Origin of the sequence: Marispirochaeta aestuarii (assembly GCF_002087085.1) — a bacterium.
GTDB lineage: Bacteria > Spirochaetota > Spirochaetia > JC444 > Marispirochaetaceae > Marispirochaeta > Marispirochaeta aestuarii.
The window spans coordinates 66,039-88,645 of record NZ_MWQY01000015.1 but is presented as its reverse complement, the minus strand read 5'-3'; the positions used below and the strand labels follow the sequence as shown (position 1 = coordinate 88,645).

The 22,607-nt window shown below is 54.8% G+C and carries 18 protein-coding genes and 1 pseudogene; 16 read left to right on the top strand and 3 right to left on the bottom strand.

Annotated elements, in window-relative coordinates; genetic code table 11:
• Positions 1-17: 17 nt before the first annotated feature.
• Entirely contained in the window at positions 18-920 is a 903-nt protein-coding gene (locus tag B4O97_RS13830; RefSeq protein ID WP_083051681.1) for a LysR family transcriptional regulator, read from the bottom strand.
• Positions 921-986: 66 nt separating this feature from the next.
• Between B4O97_RS13830 and B4O97_RS13825 the strand changes: the two genes are divergently transcribed.
• The 15 genes and pseudogenes from B4O97_RS13825 to nifJ all read left to right on the top strand — a co-directional run bounded on the left by B4O97_RS13825 (position 987) and on the right by nifJ (position 18,915).
• On the top strand, positions 987-1,934 hold the full coding sequence (locus B4O97_RS13825; protein WP_083051679.1) for a YeiH family protein: 948 nt from the start codon (positions 987-989) through the stop codon (positions 1,932-1,934).
• A 105-nt stretch (positions 1,935-2,039) separates the two neighbouring features.
• Complete coding sequence (locus B4O97_RS13820) at positions 2,040-3,434, top strand: TolC family protein (protein ID WP_083051678.1); 1,395 nt, start codon at positions 2,040-2,042, stop codon at positions 3,432-3,434.
• A 6-nt stretch (positions 3,435-3,440) separates the two neighbouring features.
• Entirely contained in the window at positions 3,441-4,370 is a 930-nt protein-coding gene (locus B4O97_RS13815; protein ID WP_083051676.1) for an efflux RND transporter periplasmic adaptor subunit, read from the top strand.
• A complete protein-coding gene (locus B4O97_RS13810; protein WP_083051675.1) occupies positions 4,363-7,458 on the top strand; it encodes an efflux RND transporter permease subunit in 3,096 nt (1,031 codons plus the stop codon). Before B4O97_RS13815 ends, B4O97_RS13810 begins: the two co-directional genes overlap by 8 nt.
• A complete protein-coding gene (locus B4O97_RS13805) occupies positions 7,458-7,760 on the top strand; it encodes a PG0541 family transporter-associated protein (protein WP_083051673.1) in 303 nt (100 codons plus the stop codon). Before B4O97_RS13810 ends, B4O97_RS13805 begins: the two co-directional genes overlap by 1 nt.
• Before the next feature lie 66 nt (positions 7,761-7,826).
• The gene (locus B4O97_RS13800) at positions 7,827-8,534 is read left to right on the top strand and encodes a response regulator transcription factor (protein WP_083051672.1); all 708 of its coding nucleotides are present in this window, start codon (positions 7,827-7,829) and stop codon (positions 8,532-8,534) included.
• Entirely contained in the window at positions 8,531-9,907 is a 1,377-nt protein-coding gene (locus B4O97_RS13795; RefSeq protein WP_083051670.1) for a HAMP domain-containing sensor histidine kinase, read from the top strand. Before B4O97_RS13800 ends, B4O97_RS13795 begins: the two co-directional genes overlap by 4 nt.
• 15 nt (positions 9,908-9,922) lie before the next feature.
• Entirely contained in the window at positions 9,923-11,152 is a 1,230-nt protein-coding gene (locus B4O97_RS13790) for a BamA/TamA family outer membrane protein (RefSeq protein ID WP_083051669.1), read from the top strand.
• A 94-nt stretch (positions 11,153-11,246) separates the two neighbouring features.
• A complete protein-coding gene (locus B4O97_RS13785) occupies positions 11,247-11,999 on the top strand; it encodes an SDR family NAD(P)-dependent oxidoreductase (RefSeq protein ID WP_083051667.1) in 753 nt (250 codons plus the stop codon).
• Between the two features lie 609 nt (positions 12,000-12,608).
• Positions 12,609-13,100: a hypothetical protein gene (locus B4O97_RS13780; RefSeq protein ID WP_083051666.1), complete on the top strand. Its 492-nt coding sequence runs from the start codon at positions 12,609-12,611 to the stop codon at positions 13,098-13,100.
• A 9-nt stretch (positions 13,101-13,109) separates the two neighbouring features.
• Positions 13,110-13,346, top strand: a pseudogene (locus B4O97_RS19835) (PAS domain-containing protein); the annotation flags it as partial.
• Positions 13,347-13,388: 42 nt separating this feature from the next.
• Entirely contained in the window at positions 13,389-13,982 is a 594-nt protein-coding gene (locus tag B4O97_RS13770; protein ID WP_083051664.1) for a sensor histidine kinase, read from the top strand.
• Positions 13,983-14,066: 84 nt separating this feature from the next.
• Positions 14,067-14,399, top strand: a complete 333-nt coding sequence (locus tag B4O97_RS13765; RefSeq protein WP_083051663.1) for an ArsR/SmtB family transcription factor — start codon at positions 14,067-14,069, stop codon at positions 14,397-14,399.
• Between the two features lies 1 nt (position 14,400).
• On the top strand, positions 14,401-15,204 hold the full coding sequence (arsM, locus tag B4O97_RS13760) for an arsenite methyltransferase (protein WP_083051661.1): 804 nt from the start codon (positions 14,401-14,403) through the stop codon (positions 15,202-15,204).
• Positions 15,205-15,330: 126 nt separating this feature from the next.
• Positions 15,331-18,915, top strand: a complete 3,585-nt coding sequence (gene nifJ, locus B4O97_RS13755; protein WP_083051660.1) for a pyruvate:ferredoxin (flavodoxin) oxidoreductase — start codon at positions 15,331-15,333, stop codon at positions 18,913-18,915.
• A 98-nt stretch (positions 18,916-19,013) separates the two neighbouring features.
• Here nifJ and B4O97_RS13750 read toward each other — a convergent pair whose 3' ends face one another.
• Positions 19,014-19,808 (bottom strand): dienelactone hydrolase family protein, encoded by a 795-nt coding sequence (locus B4O97_RS13750; protein ID WP_083051658.1) that lies wholly within the window; start codon positions 19,806-19,808, stop codon positions 19,014-19,016.
• Positions 19,809-20,079: 271 nt separating this feature from the next.
• On the opposite strand from B4O97_RS13750, the gene B4O97_RS13745 reads away from it, so the two are divergent.
• The gene (locus tag B4O97_RS13745; protein WP_083051657.1) at positions 20,080-21,069 is read left to right on the top strand and encodes a potassium channel beta subunit family protein; all 990 of its coding nucleotides are present in this window, start codon (positions 20,080-20,082) and stop codon (positions 21,067-21,069) included.
• A gap of 90 nt (positions 21,070-21,159) precedes the next feature.
• Here B4O97_RS13745 and B4O97_RS13740 read toward each other — a convergent pair whose 3' ends face one another.
• Positions 21,160-22,518 (bottom strand): alanine/glycine:cation symporter family protein, encoded by a 1,359-nt coding sequence (locus tag B4O97_RS13740; protein ID WP_083051655.1) that lies wholly within the window; start codon positions 22,516-22,518, stop codon positions 21,160-21,162.
• Between the last annotated feature and the right edge of the window lie 89 nt (positions 22,519-22,607).

The following is a 22,607-nucleotide window of genomic DNA, read 5'->3' as shown; positions in this document are numbered from 1 at the left end:
CGCGGAATGCTCATCAGCTATTCCGGGATTGAATTTTCCTTCAAGTGCTCTATCCAGACCTTCAGTACCGGAGAGCGCACCTTGTCCTTGTGGAGGGCATAGCGGAATTCCCGGCTCAGATCGACCCCTTCCATTTCCAGGACAGCCAAATCACCACGGCGGACTTCGTCAGCCACGGCGATGGCAGGAAGTACCGTAATTCCCAGTCCCGCAGCTACGGCTTTCTTTATCCCTTCTATATTATTGATGATATGACCAACCGAATGCTCTATACCGTAGCGGTTAAAAAGGCCTTCGATTATGTGGCGGGTACCGCTCCCCTCTTCCCGCATGATAAAGTTCTCTGCGGCAATCTCATCCCCTGTAATCCTGTTCCTGGTGTTCCAGGGGTGATCAGCTGCACAAACTACACAGAGAGGGTCACGGGAAAGAAAGCGGGTAATCAGGTCGGGATGCTCCAGGGGCCCTTCGACGACAGCCATATCCAGCTGGTTGTTCAGAAGTCCTTCCCGTATCCGTGCCGTATTGTCCACCACCAGGGCCGCCCTGATTCCCGGATAAGCGGCGGAAAAAGTACGGAGCCTTTCCGGGAGCATAAAACTCCCGATGGTCATGCTGGCCCCGATTCTGAGGCGCTCCTCCCGGAGTTCGGCTATGGCTTCCATCCGAAAACCGGCCTCCAGAAAGATGGAGTTTATTCGGCGCACATGGTCAAGAAAGACCTCCCCCGCATAGGTCAGGGAGAGTCGGCGCTTAACGCGATCGAACAGGCGGACTCCCAGCTGCTGTTCCAGCTCGGCTATGCTCTGGCTTACCGCAGGCTGGGTAATACACAGGACATCAGCAGCGGCGGACATGGTTCCGGCCCTGGCTGCCTCCATAAAGACCTCGAGATGACGCTTGCTTATGTATAAGTTCATACTTATGCTTCCTCTAAATTAATATTATTTTACTTATTTTACGCTTTCCTGTACATTCCTGGTCATATGAACACTGAATACCTGATCGGATTTATCCTTGTTGCGGCCACGGTTGCCGCAGGACTTGCAGCTTCCAGTATGCTTCCCGCCCTGGGCTCCGTTACCGCCGCCATACTGGCGGGGATGCTCGTCGGGAACCTGACTTCCTGGCCTGAAAAAGGAAAAAAGGGAATAAAGCTCTGCGAAAAGCGGCTTCTGAACATCGCCATCGCTCTGATGGGCTTTGAGCTGGAATTTTCCGCCGCGACGGAGCTCGGCGGGGGCTCCATCCTGGTTGTAATCGGTGTAATTACCCTCTCCATCACCGTCGGCCTTGTATTCGGCAGGATATTTCCTCTGCCGAAGCGACTGTCCCTGCTGCTGGGAATCGGAAACGGCGTCTGCGGTTCCGCCGCCATTGCCGCAGCCGCACCGCTCATGAAGGCGAAGCAGGAGGAGATCGGCATATCCATCGGCATCGTAAATCTTCTGGGAGCAGTTGCCATCTTTCTGCTGCCCTTCCTGGCCCGGATTCTGGACCTAGACAGCACTCAAAGCGGCCTGCTTGTGGGCGGAACCGTTCAGGCGGTTGGACAGACCCTGGCAACGGGCCTCAGGATGGGAGAGGAGGTTGCCCGGACTGCAATCGTTATCAAGATGGGCCGGGTACTGCTGCTGGGAGTCGTTTTGATAGCTTTGAGCATCGCCTTCCGCCGCGAAAAATCCGGCGGCTTTCCGGTTCCGACCTTTATTGTCGCTTTTCTTGTCTGCGCCCTGGCGGTCAACATACTTCCCGTTCCCCAGGCTTTGCTCTCCCTGATCGGCAGCGTCAAAACCGTGCTGCTCCTCTGTGCCATGGCAGCCATAGGCATGTCCATCGAGTTTTCCAGCCTTACCCGTCACGGGGTGCTGGCCCTGAGTGTGGGGGCTGGAATATTCGCCATAAATATTGCCCTGGTTCTGGGGCTCGTATAGACAGTATAAACATCCGTTTATCCATCCTTAAGCCTCCCGTAATGGGTTCCCGTGGCCGTCCCCGGTATCTTCAAGTCACGAGAACAGTACGGGAGGTACTTCTACATGAACATACGCCGGGGCCTTTATTCTCTGGCCTTCCTTTTCGTCTTTATAACAGCTTCTCTGTCTGCAGAGTCGGTAATGAGCCTGGAAGAGGCCCTGGAGACGGCACGGGAGAACAGCCTCAGTCTCTATACGGCTGAGAAAAACCTCGATTCCGCACATCGGAACTATGCAAACCGGGGAAACGCCTTTTACCCGTCAATCCGGGCCAGCTCGTCATTGAATCGCAGCAACTCTGAAAGCAGCGCCTCCGGCCTTATTCCCGTGAGTCCCGCGGGCAACGGGATTTACGATCAGGTCATGCAGTACGAACGCGAGACCTCTCCGGTCAGTCTGAGCGCCGGGATTTCGGCCAGCCTGACCCTGAATCCCGCCATCGGCGACGGTATCAAATATCTGCGGAAGGCTCTGGACTCTGCAGGCCTCGACCTGGAGGAGGCGGAGAAGGCTCTGGAACGGGACGTTAAGGTGAGCTTTTACAACCTGCTGTACATGGACAGCAGCATCCGGCTTACCCGTGAGAGCATGGAGATTCTCAAAGGGGAGTACGACCTTGCCCTGGCGGATTTCCGGAACGGCCGGATATCAGAACTTGAGCTCCTGAATACCCAGGTGGCCTACAAGAATATGGAACCCACCCTGGCCCGCCAGCTCACCAGCTACCGGGAACTCCGCAGCCAGTTCTTCCTGCTTCTGGGAATCGAAGGGGACGACTCCATACGCTTTGACGGGAGCATTGAGGTCCCTGACAAGCTTGATGCTTTATCCTTCGAAACGGAGTCCCTGGACAGCCACTTCAGTGTGGCAGCTCTGGACAACAGCATAGCCCGGGGACAGATAAATCTTAAAAGCCTCATCCACGAGGGATTCTATCCTTCCTTGAGCCTCAGCGCCAGCCTCTCCCCGGTGGTCAGCGACCCCTTCTCCGGGGATACCTGGGAGTCGGGTTTTCGGGACCCCTGGTCGGATACAGGCTCGGTCAGCCTGTCTGTCTCCCTTCCCCTGGACTCATGGCTCCCTGGCTCCTCGGTACGAACCTCCATACAGGAGCAGGAGAACAACCTGGAGGTCCTTATAAAGCAGCGGGCCCACACCCTGCAGAGCGTCAGCGAGGAGACGGGACTGCTCTACGCAAACCTGAAAGACTCCCTTCTGAACATCGAATCCCTGGACCTCAATGTCCAGGTTGCCCGACGGGCCTATGAACTTACCGAAGAGGGCTACCGCAGGGGAAGTATCGAATTCCTGGACCTCAAGGAGGCGGAGAACGATCTGAACAGCGCCAGGCAAAACCTGCTGCAGGAAAAATTGAGTCTTCTTACCACCCTCTTCGATCTTGAATACGCACTGGGCAGCAGTATCGAAGAGCTTCTCGCAACAACAAATCAGGAGTAGAAAACCATGAAGAAAAACATCGGCATTATCATCGTTTTGGCATTGAGCATTACGGGAGCGGGACTGTTTTTCCTGATCCCGGAAAGCGGAAAGCGTCCGGGACCGGGGAGCCTGCGTCTTGAAGACCAGATAGCGGCGGTTTCCGTCCGCACCGTGGAAGCTTCAGAAGATGTCCTGGAGGATTATATCCGCCTTTCCGGGGATATAGAGGCGGAGTCCACGGTTCAGGTCTACCCCGACGTAGCCGGGACCCTGTCGTCATTCCTCGTCAGGGTGGGCGACTTTGTACGGGAGGATGAGACCCTTGCCCGGGTCGACCCCAGCCGCCCCGGCGCCTCCTACAGCATAAGCCCCGTGGAGGCCCCCGTCCAGGGCACGGTTTCAGAGATTCTCGTCGACCCTGGTGACACGGTATCGGCCAGTGTCCCCATCCTGAAACTGGGGAACCTGAACAGCCTGATCATCAGCGCCCGGGTATCCGAGCGCTATGTAAACCGGGTAAAGACGGGACAGACCGCTTTCATCACCACCGAGGCTGTCCCGGACAGAACTTTTGAGGCCAGGGTCAGCGAGGTCTATCCTGTCCTTGATCCGGCATCCCGAAGCATGAAAATCAAACTCGCCTTCTCCGATCTGCCTGAAGGAATCAAGGCAGGGATGCTGGCGGAGATACGCCTTGTAACCGACAGAATCGAGAAGGCCGTGACGGTCCCCTCCACTTCAATTATTACCCGCAACGGAGAAACCTACCTCTTTGTCGTTAAAGACTCCGCCGCTATCAGGCGTCCCGTTACAACGGGCCTTGCCATCGACGGAAAGGTCCGGATCATCGAGGGCCTGGCAGCGGGAGAGGCCGTCGTTACATCGGGCATGAATATGCTCAGCGACGGTGGGGCCGTACAGAGTGTCGGAAACCGGGGAGAGAAGGATGCTTAAGACCCTGATCCACCGCCCCCTGACGGTTCTTACCGTCTTTGTACTGCTCACCCTCTTAGGGCTCTTTATGGTCAACACCCTGCCGGTGGACCTCTTCCCCGACACCGATCTTCCGGTCATCTATACTTTGACCAGCTACGACGGAGCAGGTCCTGAAGAGGTGGAGGGCGAACTTACCGATCCCCTGGAAGACCAGTTCTACACCCTGGAGGGCCTGGAGTCCATTACCTCCACATCGGCGGAAGGAAGTTCTTCAATACTTCTGGAGTTCGCCTACGGAACAGACCTGGAAGAGATCAAAAACGACATGCGGGACAAAATCGACCGCATCAAAAACACCCTTCCCGAAGGTGCCGATGAACCGATAATGATGGAATTCGATCCCAACGAGATGCCCATCATGACGATCTCCCTCCAGGGAGATCTGAACATAGAGGAACTCTACGAACTGGCCGAGGATCTGGTTCAGCCCGGACTGGAGCAGGTTCCCGATGTATCGAATGTCGATATATCCGGCGGCCGGGACAGAATCGTGGCGGTGACGGTTTCTGCCGGCCGCCTGGATGCTCTGGGCCTCGATGTAAGCACAATCGGCAATACCCTGGCCCTGCAGAACCAGAGCATGGGGGCCGGATCGGCCAGTACCGGCGGCCGGGAGTTCCAGATTCGAACCAGCGGAAAGGTCAACAGTCTGGAAGGGATTCGCAACACCCTCATTACCCGGGTCAGTTCAGCAGGAGAAATTCATAAAGTCTACCTCCGGGATATAGCCGATGTGGAATATGCCAGCGAGGAGGAATCCAGCCGTGTCTACCAGGACGGACTGCCGGCAGTGGAACTTCAGATTTACAAGAAAACCGGCGCCAACACAATAAAGATTGCGGAAAATCTCAAAGAAAGCCTGACAGAGATTGAAACCCGGCTGCCGGGAAACGTACAAGCCCTGGTCATCTCCGATGAGTCGACGGTCATCAGCGACTCCCTGAACTCTGTTCTGAACTCCGCCCTTACGGGCGTACTGGCTGCGGTGTTCATCCTGATGATCTTCCTGCGCCAGCTGAAGAGCACCCTGATTATCGCCATTACCATACCGGTCTCAATTCTTATAACCGTGATGGGTATGAGCTTGGGGGGACTGACCTTCAACCTGGTGGCCCTGACGGGGCTGACCCTGGGGGTGGGAATGATCGTGGACAACTCCATCGTCATAATAGAAAACATATTCTCCCATCGGGAACGGGGGGAACGGCTGACAGCGGCGGGACTTTTCGGGACGAAGGAGATGATAACCGCCATTACCGCCTCCACCCTGACCACCATATCGGTCTTTCTGCCCATCGTCCTGTTCAAGAACGACCTGGGCTTCCTGGGAAACATCTTCGGCAGCATGGGCTTCACGGTAATCGTCGCCCTGCTTTCCTCCCTATTCGTGGCCATACTGCTTGTTCCCGTGCTGGCCACCCACTACCTGGAGATCCATGTCCGGGGTGAACGCCCGCTCAGGAACCCCATCCTTCGTTTCATGGACAAAGGGGTCGAAGCTGCCCTGGACCGGATAAGCAGCGGCTACCGGCATCTTTTGAATGCGGCGCTGAAGCACAAGCTTCTGACGGTCTTTTCATTCACCCTGATTCTCACCGCGGCCCTTCTGCAGATACCGAAGCTCGGACTCTCCCTGCAACCGGAGGGGATGTCCCAGAGCCTCCGGATAAACGTGGAACTCCCCCTGGGCAGCTCCCTGGATGCCACCGAGGAGGTCCTGGACCGCTTCCGGGAAAAAGTCGAGGAGGAACTGGAGGGCTCCTATACCTCCATGGGTATGACCGTGGGGGCCCGCTCCAACTCCTATCAGGGACAGCTAACCCTGCTTCTGCCGGAACTGGAGGAGAGAACCCTTGGAAGCGATGAGATCCGTCAACGAATCAGAGCACTTTTCCCCCTGTTTCCTGAAAGTTCGTTCTCCTTCGGGGGCCGCATGGGACCCATGGCGTCGGGGGACATAAATATCCAGATCCGGGGAGACAACCTGGAGGAGCTGATGAATTACGCAGCGGCTGCACAGGAGCTCATTGACCGGGAGATTCCTGACCTTACCGAGATATCCCTGGACATGGAAGAGGGCCTCCCCCAGTGGGACATGGTAATTAACCGGGAGAAGCTCTTTGACCTCGGTCTCAATGTAAACAGCGTAGCCACAGAGATGTACCGCAAGATCCACGGCTATACTGCAACGAGTTTCACCGATCCGGATGATGAGAGCTACAATGTGGTGATCCGCCTCGAGGAAGCGGACCGGCAGAACCTGCGGGAGCTTGAAAACCTGTTCGTCCTGAACAGCTCGGGAGAAAAAATCCCCGTATCCAGCTTTGCCTCCATAGAGGAGAATACGGGCCCGACCAGAATCCCCCACACGGAAAAGAAACGGACCGTCACCATCTCCGGCGATCTGGCCGCAGGTGCTCAGCCCAATTTCGTGGAGGCCGGCATCCGGGAACTTCTGGAGACAGAACTGCCCCCGGAACCGGGTATCGAAATCAGCTACAAGGGAGAGATGGAGGACATCGCGGAAACCGGATCCGTCCTGCTGAAGATTCTGGCCATAGCGGTACTGCTGGTTTTCGGCGTCATGGTCAGCCAGTTCGAATCCCTGCGGGCGCCGTTCATAATAATCCTTGCCATGCCCATGCTGGCCATAGGAGTAATCGGGATCTTCCTTGTAATGGGCATGAGCTTCGACATGATCGCCCTGATCGGTGTGGTCATGCTCGCAGGTATGGTGGTCAACAACGGCATCGTGCTGGTGGACTATATAGGGCTGCTTCGTAAAAGAGGAACCAAGCTGCACGATGCCTGTCTCGAAGGCGGTGTCAGCCGGTTACGGCCCATACTGATGACCACCCTGACCACCATTGCCACCATGGTTCCCCTGGCCTTCTTTGCCGGAGAGGGCGGGGCCAGGATGCAGGGACTGGCACTGACGGTTGTGGGAGGCTTAAGCGTGAATACATTGATTACCCTGGTCTTCGTACCGGTACTCTACTCCCTCTTCTTTCGGGAATCAAAATCGACTCCAAAGGAGCTCCCATAATGAATCGTCTTGAAATAATCATGGACCAGACCATCGAGGACATCTTTCTCGAGCACCTGTACCGAAGACTGCCGGAGGTACCATTTTCCCTGCATCGGGAAACCCTGGGGAACGGGGCCTCCGGCCCCAGGATGGGCACTGCTGTCTGGCCGGAGGAGAACTCCCTCTTTGTAATCTATAGCGCACAGAGGGAGACCGACATTGTCCGCTCGATTCTGAGGGAGATGAGAGACGCGCATCCCGATAACGGCCTGGCAGCTTTCGTGATCCCGGGGGCGGAGGAACTCCTTGAAAACCCGTGAAAGACAAGGGGCGATCCGGGGCTTGTCTATCCCGCCCCGAGACCATAGGATATGCACGGAGGCCCCATGAAGGCCAGGGTACTGGTTATTGAAGACGAACCGGAAATCAACAAGCTTATATCCCTTTATCTGAATCATGAAGGGATCGAGACCCTCTCCTGCAGCACGGGGGAGGAGGGCCTTGCGAAGATCTCCGCCGGGGATGTGGATCTGGCCGTTCTGGATATAAACCTCCCCGGTATGGACGGCTACGAGGTTCTCCAGGCCCTGCGGAAAAAACACAACTTCCCGGTAATCATCGTCTCCGCCCGTACCGACGATGCGGACATGATCCTCGGCTTCGGTTACGGCGCCGACGACTTTGTCACCAAACCCTTCAGCCCGAGGGTACTGGCCGCCCGGGTCCGTGCCCACCTGCGCAGGAAAGCAGAGTACTCGGAACAGAAGACCGAAGTACTCTTCGGACCCTTTGTACTGGACATCGACGCACGAATCCTGCGCAAAAGGAATGCTGAAGCGGACAGTTTTGAGCAGATAGCCTTGAGCCCCAAGGAGACGGAACTCCTGATAAACCTGGCCCGGAACCGCGGTAAACCCAGGAATTCGGAGGAGTTGTACAGCAGCGTATGGGGCAACGAGTACGGCGACATCGCCACCGTGGCGGTCCATATTCAGCGGCTCAGAAAAAAGATCGAAGACGACCCTTCCGAGCCGCGCTTTATCCTGACCATGAAGGGAATCGGCTACATGCTCAGCCCCGGAGGTCCCGCATGACCCTCCGCGGGCGCTTTACCCTGCTCTTTGTCTTTGTCGCCATGGTGCCTTTTACCCTGCCAGTTATGGGCTATATCTATTTTCTCCTTACCATCCCCGAATCTTCGGTCCGGGAGATAACCGCCGCTCCGCCCTTTGTAACCAGGGACCTGCACCGGATTATCGACGGCAGCATTCCGGAAGATGAAATCGACAGCCGCATTCTTATCGTGGTTCACGGGAGCCATGATCCCCGCTATATCAATCCGGATGTGCGCCGGTTTTTTCAGCAGCTCGATCAGTACGAACACGGAAAACCGGGAAACGAACTGGAGCTGATAGCCGCCATCAGCGAAAAAGAGCGCGAGAACAATCACAAGGCAATGATAGGAAACGCCTTGTTTACCTACAAGGGAGTCCCGGGACTGGTATTCTTCCGCTTCTCATCGAAAAACCCCTTTCTTTACGCTCTGGGGCACCCCCTGACTACCCTGACGATTATTTTCATCGTAATAATTCTGATTCCCCTGCTCCTGAGCGGACGCTTTCTCCTCTCATTACGCAGGTCCCTGGCAGCCCTGGAGAAAAGTGCAGGAAGCATACGCTCCGGCAACCTTTCGCAAAGCCTTGCAATACCGGAAGATCCGGAACTCAAGCCGGTGTTTGAAGCCTTTGAACGAATGCGAAGGCAGCTCAAGGAGGACCAGGAGCAGCAGGCCCGGTTTCTCATGTCCGTTTCCCACGACCTGAAGACCCCCCTGACTTCGATCCGGGGTTTTGTAGAAGCCCTTCAGGACGGAGTGATCAAGGGAGAAGAAGAGACCATGAGGAGTTTCGAAGTCATCCGTAAAAAGGCGGACCTGCTGGAGGAGCGGATCAGCGAGCTTATAGAGGCCACCAGGATAAATACCGAAGGCTGGCGCCGGAGTTTCGTGGGTTTTTCCGCAGAGGAATTCGCCCGGGAGGTTTTTGAGCCCTTCCTTATCGAAGCAGAAGCCCGGGAAGTCGATTTCTCCACGGGCATTTCGATTCCGGAAGACCGGAAGATCCTGGGAAACCGCAGAATGCTGGCCAGGGCGGTGGAAAACCTGATAGAAAACGCCTTCCGTTACGCCGGACAGGACGCTGTCATCCGGGCGGAAGCACGGGGGGAAAACGGCATGCTGCGCATAAGCGTGGAGGATTCCGGGCCGGGAATACGCAACGAGGAGGCCCCCCTTCTTTTTGAGCCCTTTTACCGGGGCGACCGCGGACGAAACAGCAGGGGAATCGGGCTGGGTTTGAGTTCCGTCCGGAGCATCGCTGAGACCCACGGCGGCAGGGCCGGTATATTTGAAACCAAACTCGGCGGTGCCGGGTTTTATTTTGAAGTTCCATTACTAAAACACGATTGAATGAGGTCTGAATCCGTGAAAAAAACTTCTTCTCTGCTGCTCTCCTTGCTGATGATATTCCTTCTGCCTGCCCTGGCGTTCCCTGAAACGAAGGCGGAACAGTACACAACCATTGATCGCCTTATTATTCACGGACTCAAACGCACCAGACCGGAGGTGGTGGAACGGCTTCTGGAACCCTACATCGGCCTTCCCGCGGATGAGCTTGACATGGGGGAGGTACAGACGGTACTCAGGGAGAGCGGCCTCTTCTACGAGACCGAGGTTTCCCTTGAATATGACGATCCCGCCTCTGTCTCCCTGGTCGTATCCGTTCAGGAAAAATGGACCCTTATACCCATACCGGTTATTCTGGGGGATAAGAACGGAATAGCCGGGGGAGGTACCCTGATAGAAACCAACGCCTTCGGCCTGAACCACCAGGCCTTCCTGGCGGGATTCTTCTCCGCCGACCGGTACACCTTCTTCGGCAGCTACATGACCCCCCCGGGTAAAAGACTTCCCCTTGGACTTTATATACTGGCGGCCTTCTCGAAGGGTGAAACAACAGTCACGAACGGGGAGGAGGATGAGCTGCTCAGCTACGACGAGCGGGGCCTGACCCTGATGGCCGGTCTGCGGCATGATCTGAGCCAGCTGATTTCTCTTTCTGCAGGATTCGGTTATCGGGAGGCCTCGGTAGAGGACAGTCCCGTGGCTTCCGCCCGGATGCTTCCCCTCTCTGCGGAGATCAGCATCCAAAAGTCCGACTGGAACGGTGTGTTCCTGTCCCGGCGATATGCGGAGATTGAAGGTGCCTGGTTCATCCCGCTGAAAGGAGACTCGTATCTTGCCCTGCAGGGCGAATGCGCCTGGGAGCAGCCCCTGACACAGAGGCTGCGGCTCATGCTCGGTGCAGCCGCGTACAGGGCCGAGGACGCACCTCTGGTTTTCAGCGAAGGGCCCTCTGCCGCGAGGGTGGCGATTCTTCCCGGGAATTTCCGGTCCAACTCTCTTGCGGGGACTTCCCTTGGCCTGGAAGGGGTATTTGCCGACTTCGGAGCCGGTATGTTCAGCGCCTTCGTCTCATACCAGGCGGCCTTCGCGGAGGATATTAGCGGGGACAGCCTTTTTGCCCAGGGAACCCATTTCGGAATCCGCTGCTACCTGAAAAAGATTGCCTTTCCCGCCCTGGACCTGGGAGCAGCCTGGAACGCTGAAAGCGGAATCTGGAACGCCGCTTTCAGTGTCGGAATGCGGATGTGACGCCTCCCGATACAACGAATTATAGAATTGACCTGATATCAGACTCTGTTATAATGAACTTCACAAGTCCCATCTTTACGCAAGGAGGACGCAGATGCGTTTGGAGAATAAAACAGCCCTGATAACGGGGGGAGCCCAGGGAATAGGCAGGGAGATCGCCAGGACCTTCACCAGGGAAGGAGCTTTTGTCTACATAGCCGATATCAACGTTGAACATGCGGAGGAGGCAACCCGGGAATTACAGTCCTCAGGAGGCAGAGCCGCTTCGGTGAAGCTGGATGTAACACAGGAGAGCGACTGGATCAGGGCGGTCGGGGAGATCGTCAAAGAACGAGGAAGAATCGACATTCTGGTCAATAATGCCGGTATAACCAAGCGGCAGCCTCTGACTGACCTGCCCGTTGAAGAGTGGGACCAGATAATGGCCATCAATGCCCGGGGTCCCTTCCTGGGGATAAAACACGTCATTCCGGTAATGCGCAGGAACGGCGGCGGCTCCATCGTCAACATGTCCTCCATCTGCGGTCTGGTGGGTCATAAATTCTCCGGGGAATCCTATATTGTCTCCAAGGGGGCTGTTACCCTTATGACACGGGCCGTGGCGGTAAAGTACGCAAAGGACCAGATCCGCTGTAATTCCGTACACCCCAGTACGGCGGATACGGCAATCATGCGGGACCTGTTTAAGGACCCTGACAAGCGGCAGGAGCGGATAGACGAGATCCCCCTGGGGCGCATGGCAAAAACTGAAGAAATCGCCAACGCGGTACTGTTTCTGGCCTCCGATGAGGCTTCGTTTATTACCGGAGTCGCCCTGCCTGTCGACGGAGGATTGACTGCCTATTAGAAGCCGGCCGTAATAGTCCGCAGATACTCTTGAAGACCCGCATCAGCTCTTCTATGATTAAAGGGAAAGACCCCAAACATGGACGGTCTGTAGAGGGGAGGAAGTATATCGGATCATGGACAATGACAAAGATCAGCTGCCCTCCTCCACCCTCGACAGGATTCTCGTTTCCTCCGTTTCGTATGTTCTGGTGCTTGCAGGTTTTCTTCTCATAACCGGCGCTGTTTTTTTCAACGAACTTTTCGAAGCCAGACAGTACCTCACCATGCAGTTTCAAGCGGATGCATTACGCCGGACCGAAACAGTACAGGGTCTCCTCAATTATCCCCTGACCCACATGAACACTATCCGCATGTTCTTTTCATCTTCCGAAGAGGTAACATCTCAGGAGTTCGGGCAGTTCTGCCGCGAATGGATAGACCAGGGGATTTTCATTCAGATTGGCTGGATTCCTCCTGCGAACAACGGAGAGACGAGCGGAAGATATATCCTGTCATCAGAGGTACAGACTTCAGAAAGCAGCAGCCTTCCCTGGGACAACGACGAACTCGATACGATTATGTCCGGGAAAAACTCTAGAGCAGAAAACCGGGGCAGATACTCGCACTCATGCCTGTTTCAGCGACCAAGGGCATCCTCTATGCCCGCTTTGATCACGACTCCCTCCTTTCTCCGTTTTATTCGGAAATTACGCATATCGGCCTTTCGTTTCAGATTATAGAAGAAGCAGAATCGGAAGAGCGGGTACTCTACCGATATAAGGACCAGAGCGATACCGGCGGGAACCGGGGAAAACTGTTCTTTTCCAGCGATAATCTCCGGAAATCCACACCTTTCGCCTTCGCCGACAAGGAATGGCGGATTGATATCGAAGCGAATTCCGAATACCTCAGGAAAACGGCGTCGAATATACCTCTTTACATTCTCATTTCCGGAATCACACTGTCTGTACTGCTGGCGTTTTACCTGTACCAACGCTCGGTGGGGAAACTGGCTTTTCTTGATAAGGTCAATGAACTCGACCGCTTCTTTACCCTGACCCTGGACCTTTTCTGCATTACCGATCTGAATGGAACCCTGATTCGCATCAACCCCCAGTGAGAAAGGACCCTGGGATACCCGGAGGGAACCCTGAAAGGCTCCAGTTTTCTCGATCTCGTTCACCCCGAGGACATCGACTCTACCCTCGAAGCGGTCGAGCAGCTTACCCAGGGAAAAGAAGTCAGGGATTTTACAAACAGATATCGCTGTGCCGACAATAGCTATCGCTGGATAGAATGGCGGTCCATTGCCAGCGATAACCTGATATATGCAGCCGCACGGGACATCACCGAACGAAAAGAGTGGGAGCAGAAACTGATTGATTCCCTTCAGGAGAAAGAGATCCTTATGCGGGAGATTCATCATCGGGTAAAAAACAACCTCCAGATAGTAAAAAGCATGCTGAATCTGGAAAAAGGGAGGTCCAGTGACCCGTTTTTTCAGGATGTGCTGGAGCGCAATCAGAACAGAATACATGCCATAGCCCTGGTGCATGAAATCCTGTACACCTCGGACAGTATGATAACAATCGACTTTTCCCGGCATATACGGGAACTGATTTCTCTCTACTCCCAGACAACAGACGGCCGGATCATCGATTATTCCCTGGACATCCGGGAAGTCCTTCTGCCCCTGGATATCGCCATGCCCTGCGGACTCATAGTCAATGAAATACTGACCAACAGTATTCAGCACGCCCTGGACCAGACCGATGAACCAGGTATTTCTCTGGTTTTCTTTCATAACCGTCAATCCGCAGAAGGATGCATCGAAATCTCGGACAACGGCCCCGGGTTCACAATGCCTGATCCCGGAGAAAAACCATCCGGGCTGGGATTACAGATGATACTCGCCTTGACCGAACAGATTCATGGCCGCCTGGATTTCTCGGGGTCCGGCGGAGCCCATTTCCACATACGATTTCCGATACCTGAAACCTGAAAAAAAGCGCCCCGGTATTGTCAAATCCTCTTTTATCGTATATCGTCGATATATATCTTTGTTCAGCAATGAGAGTTTATAAACATGCAGAATAAAAGCAGTCTCTTTTCAGAGGAAGAGATGAACATGGCACATATTGCGAAAGCACTTTCTCATCCCGCCAGGATCCGGATACTCACCCTGCTTGCAGAATGCAATCGCTGCATTACCGGCGAACTGGTCCGGGACCTGCCCCTGGCCCAGGCGACAGTGTCCCAGCACCTAAAGGTACTGAAGGACGCCGGTCTTATACAGGGAGAGATCGACGGACCGGCGACCTGCTACTGCCTGGAAACAGAAACAATAACCAAAACCCGGCGAGCCTTTGGAGAACTCCTCGGGGGTATCTGCTGCGGAAAAACAAATCGGGAGGAATAGAGTGAACAGTGAAGATATCAAGAACAGCATACAGGCACGCTATGCCGGTATTGCCGGGAAATCGGGGTCCTGCTGCAGTTCAGACTGCTGCTGCGGAGGTGGAGAACCGAATGAGCTGTTTTCCATGGTTTCAGGAGACTATGCGGGAGCCCGGGGGTATGAAAAGGAAGCAGACATGGGACTCGGCTGCGGAATGCCGACCCGTTATGCAGATATAAGGAATGGGGACACGGTTGTCGATCTCGGGTCCGGTGCCGGAAACGACGCCTTTCTTGCCCTTGCTGAAACAGGACCGCAGGGAAGAGTCATCGGGGTTGATATGACGCCTGCAATGATCACCAAAGCCCGGGAGATTGCCCGCAAACGGGGATTATACAATGTTGAATTTATTCTCGGCGAAATCGAGGCAATTCCCCTGGCCGACGAAAGCGCCGACTGGGTCTTAAGCAACTGTGTGCTGAACCTTGTTCCGGATAAGGCACGGGCCTTCGTGGAAATTCTACGAATTTTAAAACCAGGCGGCCGCTTTTCCATTTCCGATATCGTGGTCGAGGGTGATCTGCCGGAGGGAATCCGGCGCTCCGCCGAACTCTACGCCGGATGTATTGCCGGAGCGATCCGGAAAAAGGAGTACCTGGAATTGATAAAAAGGACCGGTTTCGCTGACATCGAGATAAAAGCGGAAAGGATAATCGAGATTCCTGATGAGATTATCCTTTCAAACGCTGATTCGCAGACCCTGCAGGCCTACAGGGAATGCGGATCCCGGCTGATCAGCATCACAATAAACGCGAAAAAGCCCTGACCGGCACAACGAAAATTCAGGAATTTTGGTCTTACCAATTGATTCGAGGCCGCCCGAGCCTTGATGATTAACGGATCATCATCTATACTGAGAGTGTACAAATCCCACACAAGAAGGATAGCTATTATGCCTGAGAAGAATATGGTTACTATCGACGGTAATACCGCCGCCGCATACGTAGCCCACGCGACAAACGAGGTAATCGCCATCTACCCGATTACTCCGTCCTCTCCCATGGGCGAGCTTTCCGACCTCTACTCTGCACAAGGTCGACCCAATATCTGGAATTCCATTCCCGATGTCGTTGAGATGCAGTCCGAGGCCGGTGCCGCCGGTGCAGTTCATGGCGCTCTTACTACCGGAGCGTTGACCACCACCTTTACCGCCTCCCAGGGGCTTCTGCTGATGATCCCGAACATGTTCAAGATCGCCGGCGAAATGACCCCCACAGTATTCCATATCGCTGCGCGGGCAGTCGCCGCTCAGGCGCTGTCCATCTTCGGTGATCATTCCGACGTAATGGCAGCCAGGGCCACCGGTTTTGCTCTTCTGGCGTCCAACAACGTTCAGGAAGTCATGGATATGGCCCTTATTTCCCAGGCCGCGAGTCTGGAAAGCCGGGTGCCCTTTCTGCACTTCTTTGACGGATTCCGTACCAGTCACGAGATCCGCAAGGTAGAGGAGCTTCCCTATGAAGTAATGAAGGAGATGATCGACGATGAGCTGGTAAAGGCCCACCGCGAACGCTCCCTGAACCCCGAAAATCCCACCATCAAGGGAACCAGCCAGAACCCCGACGTGTTCTTTGCCGCCCGGGAGACTGTCAACAAATACTATGAAGACGCTCCCGGAATCGTACAGAAGTACATGGACAAGTTCGCCAAGCTCACCGGCCGGACCTATAAGCTCTTCGACTATGTGGGAGCCAAGGATGCCGAGCGGGTAATCGTTCTGATGGGTTCCGCTGCGGATACCACGGAAGAAACCGTCGAGTTCCTGATGAACAAGGGCGAAAAGGTCGGTGTAGTTAAAGTGCACCTCTTCCGCCCCTTCTCCGCCTATCACCTGCTGGAGGCCCTTCCTGCTTCCGTCACCAAGATCGGCGTCCTTGATATGACCAAGGAACCCGGTTCCCTGGGTGAACCCCTCTATGAAGACGTGCGCACGGCCTTCGGTGAGGAGATGAGCAAAGGAAATCCCAAGTTCAAGACCTATCCCAAGATCGTCGGCGGACGTTTCGGCCTCGGTCTTTCCGGTCACGGTGTTACCCCCGCCATGATCAAGAGTGTCTTCGACAACCTGAAAGAGGATCATCCCAAAAACCACTTTACCGTGGGTATACATGACGACCTGAACGGCACCAGCCTGCCCTGGGACCCCAGCTTCGTAACGGAAGCCGAGGACGTACACCAGGCCATGTTCTACGGACTGGGTTCCGACGGAACCGTCGGTGCCAACAAGAACTCCATCAAGATCATTGGCGAGGCCACCGACTTTGCCGCCCAGGGATACTTCGTCTACGACTCCAAGAAAGCCGGAGCCATGACAACCTCTCACCTGCGTTTCGGACCACGGAAGATCAAATCCTCCTACCTGATTCAGCGGGCAAATTTTGTGGCATGTCATAACGAGAGCTTCCTCGAGAAGTTCGACATGCTCAAGAACTGTAAAGAGGGCGGAACCTTCCTGGTTACCAGCCACTACGGTAAAGACGAAATCTGGCAGCACCTGCCCGTTGAGGTCCAGAAGCAGATCATCGACAAGAAACTGAACTTCTACGTAATTGACGCGGTAAAGATTGCCAACGAGGTAGGCCTCGGCGGACGCATCAACGTTATCATGCAGACCGCCTTCTTCAAGATCTCCGGCGTTCTTCCCGAGGAGAAGGCCCTCGAGCTGATCAAAAAGGCCACCCAGAAGACCTACGGCAAGAAGGGTCAGGAAATTGTCGACATGAACATCAAGGCCATCGACATGGCAGCCAGCCACATCCAGAAGGTTGATGTTCCTTCCTCCGTTTCCGGCGACCTTCACATGAAGCCCCCGGTACCCGCGGATGCACCCAAGTTCGTAAAAGAGGTTACCGGCGAGCTGATCGCCTTCCGCGGCGAGGATATTCCTACCTCCAAGCTGCCCCTGGACGGTACCTACCCCACCGGCACGACCAAGTACGAGAAAAGGAATATCGCCGAGAGTATTCCCGTATGGGACCCCGATACCTGTATTCAGTGCGGCGACTGTTCAGCAGTCTGTCCCCACGCCGTAATCCGCATGAAGGTCTACAACGAGGACGTTCTGAAAGACGCACCCGCAACCTTCAAGAGCACTGCGGCCCGGGGCAAGGGTTTTGAAGGCATGAAGTTCACTATCCAGGTTGCTCCGGAAGACTGTACCGGCTGCGGTGCCTGTGTGAATATCTGTCCCGCCCACAAGAAAGAAGACGGCGTCAAGACGGAAAGGAAAGCCATCAACATGGAACCCCAGCAGCCGCTGCGCGAGCAGGAAGCTGTCAACTGGGATTTCTTCCTGAACAAGGTCCCCAATACCCCCAGGGAGCTGATCAGCCTGAACAACACCAAGGGTACCCAGCTTCTGCCGCCCCTCTTTGAGTTCTCCGGAGCCTGTGCGGGCTGTGGCGAGACCCCATACGTCAAGCTCATGAGCCAGCTCTTCGGCGACCGGGCGGTAATCGCCAACGCCACCGGCTGTTCCTCCATCTACGGCGGAAACCTGCCCACCACCCCCTATACCACCCGTGAAGACGGCCGCGGGCCTTCATGGTCCAACTCCCTCTTTGAGGACGCCGCCGAGTTCGGTATGGGTATGCGCCTTACCTCCGATCAGCTCCACAAGTATGCCAAAGAGCTCTGTACCGCGCTGATCGAGAAGAAAGAGGCCGGAATCGATGCCGGTCTTCTGGCGAAGATCCGGGACAACGACCAGGCCAGCCAGGAAGCTATCGAGGAACAAAGGAAATTGGTAGGCCAGCTCAAGGGACAGCTTGCCAAGTCCAAGAGCAAGGAAGCCCTCAACCTGCTTGGTACAGCCGACTACCTGGTTAAACGCTCCGTCTGGATCCTTGGAGGAGACGGCTGGGGATACGATATCGGGTACGGCGGACTGGACCACGTTCTGGCCTCAGGCAAGAACGTCAACGTTCTGCTGATGGATACCGAGGTATACTCCAACACCGGCGGACAGATGTCCAAGGCTACTCCCACGGGTGCCATCGCCAAGTTTGCCGCCTCCGGTAAGGGCATCGGCAAGAAAGACTTAGGGATGATGGCCATGAGCTACGGCTATGTTTACGTCGCCAAGATCGCCATGGGCTACAACCGCATCCAGGCCATCAAGGCCTTCCAGGAAGCGGAAGCCTACAACGGACCTTCCATCATCATTGCCTACTCCCACTGTATCGCCCATGGTATCGATATGACCACCGGCATGAACCAGCAGAAGGCGGCGGTTACCTCCGGCATGTGGCCCCTGTACCGCTACAACCCGATGCTGGCCGAAGAAGGCAAGAACCCCTTCCAGATGGACAGCAAAGAGCCCTCCACCCAGGTGGAAGACTACATCTACGCCGAAAACCGCTACCGTGCCCTGAAGCGCTCCAACCCCGAGCGGGCTGCGATGCTGCTTGAGAGCATCAAGAAGGGCGTGGACAAGCAGTACAAAGAGTACAAGTACCTGGCGGACCGTCCCTTCTAAGGCCGATCCTGTCAGTCGCAAAACATGACAAAGCCCCCCGCTATCTGCGGGGGGCTTTTTTTCGGGATCAGTCTAAAGACGGTGTACTGTCTTCGATATCAGAAAAGGGAATCAAAGAAAACCAGCATGGATGCCCAGGCCATATTGGCTTCATCCGCGTAATAGGATGAACCGGAAGGATTGGTAAAATTGTGAGCAGGCAGGTTTCCATAAATAATGTAGGTAAAATCCGCTTCCGCTTCAGTCATTTCCTGAATGAACGCTTCCTGCTTCTCCCGGGGTGCCGCAGGATCCTGATCGCCCTGTATGGCGAGAATCTTTGTTTTGATGTCCCCTTTTTCAGCATTCAAACCGGTATTGATCGAAGAATGGAATCCCACAACACCGTCGATATCCGTACCCAGCCGGGCCATGTTCAGGACGATGCCGCCGCCGAAACAGTATCCTATGGCCCCCAGTTTGTCCGGATCGGTATACTCAACTTCCTTGAGAATATCCAGTGCGGCATTGAAGCGCTTCTGAACAAGCGGATAATCGGTACCGATCCTGCCGGACATGTCGCGGGCCTCTTCCCGGGTGATCTCCTTCCCATCGCCGTACATATCCAGGGCAAACGCCACGTAGCCTTCCTTTGCCAGATCAACAGCCCTCTTTTTCGCGTAATCATTGATACCCTGCCACTCATGAACCACCAGAATCCCGGGGCGCGATTCCTTTACTGACTCGTCATAGGCCAGAAGGCCTACCAGTCTCTGGCCGTCCACGGTATAGGATATCTCCTCCGTATAAATCACACTTTCCCTGTCCATATCCATGTCCTGAGCTCCTTCTGCAGTGAGTCCCGTAAGCAGAAATACAAAAGATAAAACGATTAAAACCCATTTAAATTTCATAAACCTCTCCTTGTAAAGCAACAGCGTCGTTGACGCTTTTATTAGTAATTTACTAATCTTTAATACCAGGGGAAACAGAAATGACCGGGTTTTCGAACTGAATACGTTTAAAGAACGATTTATGCTGACAGGGATGATGCGGGAAGGGATTTCCTGTCTTTACCTCCTCCTCCGCAGCCGCTTCGATCATACCCTGAGGGCTGATTTTCCTTTTTCACTGTATCTTAGTAGTTTACTACATGACTATCTTACTATGAATAAGGAGCTTTAAATGGAATATCGTAATTTAGGCAGATCTGGACTGAAGGTATCCGCCCTTTCCTATGGATCATGGATAACCTTCGGCACCCAGGTTGACGTAAAAGCCGCTGCAGAGATGATGAAAATCGCCTATGACGCGGGAGTAAACTTCTTTGACAATGCCGAGGCCTACGCCGGGGGCGAATCGGAGATTATCATGGGCAAGGCGCTGAAGAAGCTGGGATGGAAGCGGAGCGATCTTGTTCTGTCCACCAAAATTTTCTGGGGAGGAAAAGGACCCAACGATACGGGATTGAGCCGCAAGCATATCCTGGAAGGAACACGGGCGGCCCTGGATCGACTGCAGCTGGACTATGTCGATCTGGTATTCTGCCACCGCCCGGATTACGAAACCCCCATCGAGGAGACCGTACGGGCCATGTCGTACCTCGTGGACAAGGGATACGCCCTTTACTGGGGAACCAGCGAGTGGAGCGCCCGGGAGATAACCAAAGCCTACGAGGTTGCCGAACGTCTGCACCTGGTGCCCCCGACCATGGAACAGCCTGAGTACAATCTGCTCGATCGCAGCCGTTTCGAGGTTGAATACAAAGCACTTTTCGAGGAGTACGGACTCGGGACCACCACCTGGAGCCCCCTGGCCTCCGGCGTGCTGACCGGTAAATACGGCAAAGGCATAGAAGAAGGACGACTTACGCTGCCGGGCTATGAATGGCTCAGGAAGCGCTATGAGACGGAGGACGGGAGACAGCGGATCCAGGCGGTTGAACGCCTGCGCCCCATTGCAGAGGAACTGGGAATAAGCCTTGCCCAGCTTTCCCTGGCCTGGGTAACGAAGAACCCCCACGTCAGCACGGTTATTACCGGCGCATCAAGGCCGGACCAGGTGGAACAGAACATGAAGGCCCTTGATGCCGCCGAATTGCTCAGGCCGGAGATTATGAACAGGATCGATGAGGCAATGGGAACGAAACCCGAGCAGCCCCGCAACTGGCGCTGAGAACCTAGACCATTGTAAGGATTTTCAGTCCTGCCGATGCTGTCGGGAGGCCATCTATACGGTACGGCCTCCCGGCTTGCAGCGTCTTACTTAAGCGACGGGGATCTTCAGTTTGTCGACATAGGTCTTTGTAAGGGCGATAACGGTTCCGGAAAGCCCAATAAGACCGATAATATTCGGCAGGGCCATAAGACCATTGGCGATATCGGAGAAAGTCCATACGATTTCCAGCTTCAGAATCGCGCCCACAGGAATCATCAATGCATAGAGCCAGCGGTAGGCTCGGACGAGCTGCTTTTCTCCAGAAAGATACATTACACAGCGATCGCCGTAGTAGGACCAGCTGACGGTTGTGGAGAACGCAAAGAACACGATGGCAACGGCTATAAGGTAGCGGCCGACCCCCGGCAGCGCCAGGTTGAAGGCTTCGCTGGTAAGCTCGGCCCCGGTAAGTCCCGAGTCCCATGCGCCGGATGTAACAATCGCCAGACCCGTCATGGTACAGATGATAATTGTATCGATAAAGGGACCGATCATGGCGACAAGACCTTCCCGTACAGGTTCGTCCGTTTTGGCTGCGGCGTGGGCCATGGGGGCGCTGCCGAGTCCTGCTTCGTTGGAAAAAACCCCGCGGGCGACACCGTAACGCATGGTCAGAAGCACGACCGCACCGGCGAATCCGCCGGATGCCGAAGTAGGCGTAAAGGCGTGGGTGAATATCAGAGCAAAGGCAGAGGGGATCGCGCTGAAATTAACGGCCAGAACAATAAAGGCTGCCAGAACATAGGCTACCGACATGAATGGTACTATTCTGGAGGCGACTTTACCTATACGCTTTATACCGCCGACGATGACCAGCCAGACCAGTACTCCCATGACCAAACCGGTCAGCCATTTGGGAAGACCGAAGGTCGCTGCTACCGGTTCGGCCACGGAGTTTGCCTGTACCATATTACCGATTCCGAAGGATGCGATCACCGCGAACACGGCGAACAGAATGCCCAGCCACTTCTGTCCAAGCCCCTTTTCCAGGTACAGCATCGGTCCCCCGGTTACTTCACCGTTTTCGTCTATCTCCCGATACTTGAGACCGAGCAGACAGCTGGAATATTTGGTGGCCATTCCGAAAAATGCGGTAACCCACATCCAGAACAGCGCCCCGGGTCCGCCGATGGCAATCGCGGTTGCCACCCCTGCTATATTACCTGTTCCGATGGTTGCCGAAAGAGCGGCCGAGAGGGCCTGGAAATGGCTTATTTCGCCATCCTTTGATTCTGATTCGTGATCATAATCGCCCTTTATTACCTTAATCGCATGCCCGAAAGAGCTGACCTGAATTAGTTTAAGCCTGATTGTAAGATAGATGCCGGTACCAACCAGGAGGACGATCATTATCGGCCCCCAGACAATACCGTCAACAGCCTCGAGTACAGCTTTAAATGCTTCCACAATACCTTCCCGTACAAAATAGAATTTATAAAGGCTGTATTTTACGATCAGATTTCACAATAATGCAAGCAGTATTTTACATACACCTG

What these genes read in the sequence shown, in the direction of transcription:
- B4O97_RS13750 (WP_083051658.1), bottom strand. Translation starts at nt 19,808, where the DNA reads ATGAAATTTAAATGGGTTTTAATCGTTTTATCTTTTGTATTTCTGCTT.
- B4O97_RS13825 (WP_083051679.1), top strand. Translation starts at nt 987, where the DNA reads ATGAACACTGAATACCTGATCGGATTTATCCTTGTTGCGGCCACGGTT.
- B4O97_RS13830 (WP_083051681.1), bottom strand. Translation starts at nt 920, where the DNA reads ATGAACTTATACATAAGCAAGCGTCATCTCGAGGTCTTTATGGAGGCA.
- B4O97_RS13765 (WP_083051663.1), top strand. Translation starts at nt 14,067, where the DNA reads ATGCAGAATAAAAGCAGTCTCTTTTCAGAGGAAGAGATGAACATGGCA.
- B4O97_RS13805 (WP_083051673.1), top strand. Translation starts at nt 7,458, where the DNA reads ATGAATCGTCTTGAAATAATCATGGACCAGACCATCGAGGACATCTTT.
- B4O97_RS13800 (WP_083051672.1), top strand. Translation starts at nt 7,827, where the DNA reads ATGAAGGCCAGGGTACTGGTTATTGAAGACGAACCGGAAATCAACAAG.
- B4O97_RS13810 (WP_083051675.1), top strand. Translation starts at nt 4,363, where the DNA reads ATGCTTAAGACCCTGATCCACCGCCCCCTGACGGTTCTTACCGTCTTT.
- B4O97_RS13770 (WP_083051664.1), top strand. Translation starts at nt 13,389, where the DNA reads ATGCGGGAGATTCATCATCGGGTAAAAAACAACCTCCAGATAGTAAAA.
- B4O97_RS13795 (WP_083051670.1), top strand. Translation starts at nt 8,531, where the DNA reads ATGACCCTCCGCGGGCGCTTTACCCTGCTCTTTGTCTTTGTCGCCATG.
- nifJ (WP_083051660.1), top strand. Translation starts at nt 15,331, where the DNA reads ATGCCTGAGAAGAATATGGTTACTATCGACGGTAATACCGCCGCCGCA.
- B4O97_RS13780 (WP_083051666.1), top strand. Translation starts at nt 12,609, where the DNA reads ATGCCTGTTTCAGCGACCAAGGGCATCCTCTATGCCCGCTTTGATCAC.
- B4O97_RS13815 (WP_083051676.1), top strand. Translation starts at nt 3,441, where the DNA reads ATGAAGAAAAACATCGGCATTATCATCGTTTTGGCATTGAGCATTACG.
- B4O97_RS13785 (WP_083051667.1), top strand. Translation starts at nt 11,247, where the DNA reads ATGCGTTTGGAGAATAAAACAGCCCTGATAACGGGGGGAGCCCAGGGA.
- B4O97_RS13820 (WP_083051678.1), top strand. Translation starts at nt 2,040, where the DNA reads ATGAACATACGCCGGGGCCTTTATTCTCTGGCCTTCCTTTTCGTCTTT.
- B4O97_RS13745 (WP_083051657.1), top strand. Translation starts at nt 20,080, where the DNA reads ATGGAATATCGTAATTTAGGCAGATCTGGACTGAAGGTATCCGCCCTT.